Raw genomic sequence first — 6106 nt, forward strand, 5'->3', positions numbered from 1 at the left:
TGCCTCAGCCTAAGATTAAGTACGAAGTTGTTACCGCGGGTTCCGATGTCTCGACCAGCCGAATCGCCTCAACAGGCCAGTAGTCCTCTCAAGCTGCTGCGCACTCAGGAGTCTCCCAAGCTGGAGCGCATTCGCCATACCACCTCCCATGTGATGGCTATGGCGGTGCAGAGGCTGTTTCCCAAGGCGAAGGTAGCCATCGGCCCGACAACCGACTACGGCTTCTACTACGATTTCGACCACCCCGAGCCCTTCACGCCGGAAGATCTGGAGCGCATCAAAAAGGAGATGCAGGCCATTATCAAAAAAGGCTTGCCGGTGATCCGCGAGGAAGTGACTCGAGAAGAAGCTAGACGCCGCATCGAGGCTCTTGGCGAACCTTACAAATTGGAGATCCTTGAGAGCATCCCCGAAGGCGAGCCCATCACCATCTACCACCTGGGGGACGAGTGGTGGGATCTCTGTGCTGGCCCCCATGTGGAAAACACCAACGAGCTCAACCCCAAGGCTTTTGACCTGCTCAGCGTGGCCGGCGCCTACTGGCGGGGAGACGCAACCAAGCCTCAGCTACAGCGCATCTACGGCACGGCCTGGGAGACGCCGGAGGAGCTAAAGGAATACAAGCGGCGGCTGGAAGAGGCCAAGCAGCGGGATCACCGCAAGCTGGGCAGGGAGCTGGGGCTATTTATCTTTTCCGACGAGGTGGGACCGGGCTTGCCCCTTTGGACTCCCAAGGGAACCCTTCTGCGCTGGGTGCTGGAGGATTTTCTCAAGCAAGAGCAGCTCAAGCGGGGCTACTTGCCAGTGGTCACCCCCCACATTGCCCGCGTGGATTTGTTCAAGATCTCCGGCCACTGGCAAAAGTATCGGGAAGACATGTTTCCCCTGATGGCAGAAAGCGAGGAAGCGCGGGCGGCAGAGCAAGGCTTTGTCATGAAGCCGATGAACTGTCCTTTTCACATCCAGATCTACAAATCGGAGCTGCGATCCTACCGCGACTTGCCGCTGCGCTATGCCGAATTCGGCACCGTCTATCGCTACGAACAGTCGGGGGAACTGGGGGGCCTGACCCGCGTTCGCGGCTTTACGGTGGACGACGCCCATCTCTTTGTCCGGCCCGATCAGTTGGAGGAGGAGTTTCTCAATGTTGTGGATCTAATTCTGGTAGTCTTCGACAAGCTCAAACTCAAGAATTTCCGTGCCCGCCTTAGCTTTCGCGATCCCAAGTCTGACAAGTATCTGGGATCGCCGGAAGAATGGGACATGGCTGAAAATGCCATTCGCCGTGCCGTGGAGAAGTTGTCGATGCCCTATTTTGAAGGGATCGGAGAGGCAGCTTTCTACGGGCCGAAGCTGGACTTTATCTTCCGCGACGCGCTGGATCGGGAGTGGCAGTTGGGCACGGTGCAAGTAGACTACCAAAACCCGCAGCGCTTTGATTTGTACTACATAGCTGAAGACGGATCCCGGCAGCGGCCGGTAATGATCCACCGCGCTCCCTTTGGCTCGCTGGAGCGGCTCATCGGGATCCTCATTGAAGAGTATGCGGGGGATTTTCCCTTTTGGCTTGCGCCGGAACAGGTGCGCATTTTGCCCGTTTCCGACCAATACCTGGGCTACGCCCTCCAGGTGCGGGATCAGCTGCGGGAACAGGGGATCCGCGTCCACATCGATGCCGACAGCGAGCGCCTGCCCAAAAAGATCCGCAATGCCGAGAAGGCCAAGATCCCCTTCATGCTTATCGTGGGAGAACAAGAACAGGCAACCGGCACGGTAAGCGTGCGGCAGCGCCACGGAAAAGACCTGGGATCCCTGACAGTGGCTGAGTTCCTGGCTAAGGCGCAAGCGCTTGAGTAGAACCTGCCTGGGAATGACTTCTTGGGGCTGCTGCAGCCGCCCGTTCCTGGGCCAGGGCCGCCCGCCGTTGTTCTAGATCATGGGGAGAGATGCGTCCATAGGTCACGCTCATCTCGGCCAGCCGCTGGGCCAGCTCTGGGCGCAGCATCTCCTCGCGGTAGCGCCAGGCCCAGTTGTTTTCGGCTCTGCCGGGAAAGTTCATGCGCGCCTCTGCCCCCAAGCCCATTACGTCCTGGAGGGGAATAATGGCCAAATCGGCCACGGAAGCAAGGGCTAGGCGGATGAGATCCCAGTGGATGCCAGCGGATCCCTGGCAGCCCAGGTAGCGCAGCAGGTTCTGCTTCTCCCACTCCGGGCGATCCGGATCCTCAAACCAACCCACTATGGTGTTGTTGTCGTGGGTGCCCGTGTAGACGACGAAATTGCGCTCGTAGCTGTGGGGCAGGTGGGGGTTGTCGGGGCCGGCGCCAAAGGCAAATAGCAGGACCTTCATGCCGGGCAGGCTGAATTGATCCCGCAGTTGCACCACCTCTGGCGTAATCTCTCCTCCTAGATCTTCGGCAATGATTGGAATTTCCCCCAGCTTGTCGGCCAACGCCTGAAAGAAATCCGCTCCCGGTCCCTTTTGCCACTCGCCTTCCACCGCCGTTTCTGCCTTGCTGGGAATAGCCCAGTAGCTCTCGAAGCCGCGGAAGTGGTCAATGCGCACATAGTCCACCTGCTTGAGGATGGCCTGGATGCGCCGGATCCACCAGTCGTAGCCGCGAGCCTTAAGCACCTCCCAGTTGTAGAGGGGGTTGCCCCAGCGTTGCCCAGTGGGGCTGAAGTAATCGGGGGGGACGCCGGCTACCCATAGGGGCCGCCCCTCTTCATCGAGCTGAAACAGCTCCCGGTTGGCCCACACGTCAGCACTGTCGGCGGCAACATAGATGGGTACATCGCCAATGAGCTGCACTTGATGCTGGTGGGCATACTCCCTTAGGGATCCCCACTGCTGGGCAAACAGATACTGCCAAAACATCTGGCGGGTGACTGCGTCGGCGTAGCGGTCGCGGGCCTCCTGGAGAGCAAGGGGATCCCGCTGGGCTAGGGCTGGAGGCCACTGAGTCCACTCTTGCTCGCCATACACCTCTTTGAGAGCCATGAAGAGAGCGTAGTCCGGTAGCCAATCCGCCTCCTCGGCACAGTAGGCGTGAAAGGCTTCCCAGTCAGCAGCGCTAGCCTTTTCCTTGAAGGTGGCCCAGGCCCGCTGCAAAAGACCCAGCTTGAAGGGGATGACAATCCCGTAGTCCACCCGCTCAGCATCCCCCGCCTGGATGGCCGGCCACTGGGGCAGCTCCTCCCAGGCGTTGGCCTCCAGCCAGCCAGCTTCGACCAGTAGCTCCGGGCTAATCAGCAGCGGGTTGCCGGCAATGGCAGAAAAGCTCATGTAAGGGGAGTTGCCCCAGCCAGTGGGCCCCAGAGGCAGCACCTGCCAGAGGCGCTGGCCGCTTTCTACCAGAAAATCCACAAACCGATAAGCAGCCGGCCCCAGGTCGCCAATGCCAAAGGATCCCGGCAGCGAAGTGGGGTGCAAGAGGATCCCACTGAGTCTGCCCCTGCGCATGGCTGTGCCTTTTTGCCCAAAAGTATTCCACCGCCTATGCTGTCACTTTTGCAGCTTGATGGAAAGTCCCCGCACGCCCAAGCTAGCTCCTCAAGCCTTGACCGACAGCCCGGTGGCAAGCCCGCACCTCTTCGAGAGTAAACAGGCGGCGAAAGGGAATCCCCATCTGGCAAAAGCGAGCTTCTGCCCCTTCCTGCCGGTCGACTAAGGCGAGGATTCCTTCTGCCCGATAGCCTGCCGCGCGTACCCGCTCTACAACCTTGAGGGCAGAGCCACCCGTAGTGACGACATCCTCCAAGATCCACACTCGACTCTCGGCTGGCAGTTCTGGCCCCTCGATCCAGGCCTGGGTGCCATGAGCCTTGGGCTCTTTGCGGACAATCAGGGCTGCTAGGTTAGCCGGCTGGGCATAAAGAGAAGCCAAGCTCACTGCCGTCACCAGGGGATCTGCCCCCAGCGTCATCCCAGCAACCGCCGCTGTTTCAGGAGGCAATAGCCGATGAAGCAGGGATCCAGCCAGGTAGGCCCCCTGGGGGTGGAGGGTGACCGGCTTGCAGTTGATGTAGTAGGAGCTCTGCCGCCCGGACGTGAGGGTAAAGGATCCCTCGCGGTAGGCCAGCTGTGCCAGCAAATAGAGCAATTTCTCCCGCGCCTCAGCCGGGGAAAGGTTTAAGGGGGAACACTCCAGTAACAACACAGCAGGGATCCAAGTTTTTCCACTGCACTCGTTGCAACGATAGCCGAAGATGGCAGCCCAACAAAGAAGCCCGATCCAATCTGGAAGGGCAGGTACTTTTACCAACGGAAGGAAAGGAGTAGAGTAGAACAGCAGAGTCTCTCAACTACGAGGATCCCATGACGCGAGGCTTTGGACCCTTTGGCAAGATTCAGGAAGCCCTCAAAAAAGCTCAAGAGGTGCGCGACGGCGCCCAAAAGCTGCAAAAAGAGCTAGAAGAAATGGAAATTGTTGGCGAAGCCGGCAATGGCTTGGTGAAGGTGACGGTCAACGGCAACCAGGAGCCCCTTAAGGTGTCCATAGATCCCCAAGTCCTCCAGGAGCCAGTGGATGTGGTGGAGGACTTGCTGCTGACGGCAATGGTAAATGCCTACACCCAGTCGGCTGAGACGATGCGCAAACGCATGGAGGAACTGACGGCAAATATCAGCCTGCCGGGGCTGGGCTAATCCTGTGTACACTCGCCCTTTGGCTCGCCTAATCGAGGAGCTACAGCGCCTGCCCGGCATTGGCTCCAAAACCGCTCAGCGGCTCGCCTTGCACTTGCTCAACAGGCCCGCCCACGAGGTCGAGGCCCTGGCCCAAGCCCTACTGGAAGCCAAGCAAACTGTTAAGCACTGCTCCATCTGCTTTAACTGGTCGGCAGAGGATCCCTGCGAGATCTGCCGCTCCCCCCAGCGGGACCGCCTGCTCTGGTGCGTGGTGGCCGATGTCAGGGATCTCATCGCCGTAGAGCGAACGCGCGAGTTTAAGGGTCTCTACCACGTATTGGGGGGCTTGATCTCGCCCATGAATGGGATCGGGGCTGAGCAGTTGCGCATCCGCGAACTGGTGGCACGGGTGGCGCGGGAGAAGCCCCAGGAGCTCATTTTTGCCCTCAGCCCCAGTGTAGAGGGGGAGGTCACCATGCATGTGGTTAAAGATTACCTGAAGCCGGTTGCTCCCAACCTGCGCATGACTCGTCTAGCTTTTGGCCTGCCCATGGGATCGGAGTTGGAGTATGCCGACGAGGTTACCCTGGCCCGAGCCTTGGAAGCGCGGCAGGAGCTGTAGCAGCAGGCTGCCGGAAGGACGGGCTGGGGAGCTAGTCGGTGAAGCCCAGGATCCAAACTCTCCTAGATAGGATCAGAGCTGGCAAGGCGTTCCGGGAGGCGGGTGGTGGCGCCAAACACCCTGCCCAAATAGCCGCAAGTAGCTCTCTAGCCCCCCAGCCAAGAGGGGCCTTGCCAAGTTAGCCAGCAGGGATCCCACCTCTAGCCTGGAGGTGCTCTTGGCAAGCTTTAGAGGAACTGATGGCTCTCTGGCTGCAGCACTACCTCATTGGGCACGGCATTGGCCGGCAGGGTGAGGACAAAGCGAATGGCCTCGGCAGCCGTGGCGGGGCTGAGCATTTTGTCCCTTTGCACCTTGAGGCTGATGGGATCCCAAAAGGGCGAGTCGATGCCGCCAAAGTAAAACAGGGTAAAGCGCACCCCAAAGCGCTTTAGCTCATCGGCCATGCACTTGGTAAAGCCGACCACGCCAAATTTGGCAGCACAATAAGCCGAGGCCATGGCCATGGGGTGGCGACCCAGAATGCCGGGGAAGTTGAGAATATGGCCGGACTTCTGCTCCCGCATGGCGTTGGCCACCAGTTGGCTGGTGTAGAAGCTGCCCTTGAGGTTGACCGCCAGCATCTGCTCCAGGTCAGCGGGGGTAATTTGCGGGGCAGGTTTGAGGATGCCGGCGCCGGCGAGGTTGATTAGCACATCGATCCGCCCGTGCCTCTGCAGGGTTTGGGTCACCAGCGCCTCGACCTGGGCGTAGTCGGTTACATCCGTGGGGATCCCTACTCCAGAAGCAGCCCCGAGGGCTACTGCTTTCTCGGCCAAGGTGGCTAGGGGCCCTTCTCGCCGCGCCGCCAGCAC

The 6106-nt window shown here is 59.9% G+C and carries 6 protein-coding genes; 3 read left to right on the forward strand and 3 right to left on the reverse strand.

The window, feature by feature from the left end:
• Positions 1-45: 45 nt before the first annotated feature.
• Positions 46-1857 carry a threonine--tRNA ligase gene (thrS, locus tag NW807_RS00215; protein WP_414424946.1) on the forward strand — a complete coding sequence of 604 codons (1812 nt, stop codon included), beginning with the start codon at positions 46-48 and terminating at the stop codon, positions 1855-1857.
• Here the strand turns inward: thrS and malQ are convergent.
• The gene (malQ, locus tag NW807_RS00220; RefSeq protein ID WP_414424947.1) at positions 1835-3463 is read right to left on the reverse strand and encodes a 4-alpha-glucanotransferase; all 1629 of its coding nucleotides are present in this window, start codon (positions 3461-3463) and stop codon (positions 1835-1837) included. The genes thrS and malQ overlap by 23 nt on opposite strands.
• An 82-nt stretch (positions 3464-3545) precedes the next feature.
• Complete coding sequence (gene pyrE, locus NW807_RS00225; RefSeq protein WP_414405508.1) at positions 3546-4160, reverse strand: orotate phosphoribosyltransferase; 615 nt, start codon at positions 4158-4160, stop codon at positions 3546-3548.
• A 158-nt stretch (positions 4161-4318) separates the two neighbouring features.
• On the opposite strand from pyrE, the gene NW807_RS00230 reads away from it, so the two are divergent.
• Both NW807_RS00230 and recR read left to right on the forward strand, forming a co-directional pair.
• Positions 4319-4648 (forward strand): YbaB/EbfC family nucleoid-associated protein, encoded by a 330-nt coding sequence (locus NW807_RS00230; RefSeq protein WP_414393158.1) that lies wholly within the window; start codon positions 4319-4321, stop codon positions 4646-4648.
• Positions 4649-4652: 4 nt separating this feature from the next.
• Positions 4653-5252, forward strand: a complete 600-nt coding sequence (recR, locus tag NW807_RS00235) for a recombination mediator RecR (RefSeq protein ID WP_414393157.1) — start codon at positions 4653-4655, stop codon at positions 5250-5252.
• A 227-nt stretch (positions 5253-5479) separates the two neighbouring features.
• Here recR and NW807_RS00240 read toward each other — a convergent pair.
• Positions 5480-6106, reverse strand: a 627-nt coding sequence (locus tag NW807_RS00240) for an SDR family oxidoreductase (RefSeq protein WP_414424948.1), incomplete at its 5' end; no start/stop codon positions are given.

The organism is Synechococcus sp. R70.1, assembly GCF_047461675.1.
Classification (GTDB): domain Bacteria; phylum Cyanobacteriota; class Cyanobacteriia; order Thermostichales; family Thermostichaceae; genus Thermostichus.

Excerpts from the sequence above, each read along its gene's own strand:
- thrS (WP_414424946.1), top strand. The coding sequence starts at position 46 with ATGTCTCGACCAGCCGAATCGCCTCAACAGGCCAGTAGTCCTCTCAAG.
- malQ (WP_414424947.1), bottom strand. The coding sequence starts at position 3,463 with ATGCGCAGGGGCAGACTCAGTGGGATCCTCTTGCACCCCACTTCGCTG.
- NW807_RS00230 (WP_414393158.1), top strand. The coding sequence starts at position 4,319 with ATGACGCGAGGCTTTGGACCCTTTGGCAAGATTCAGGAAGCCCTCAAA.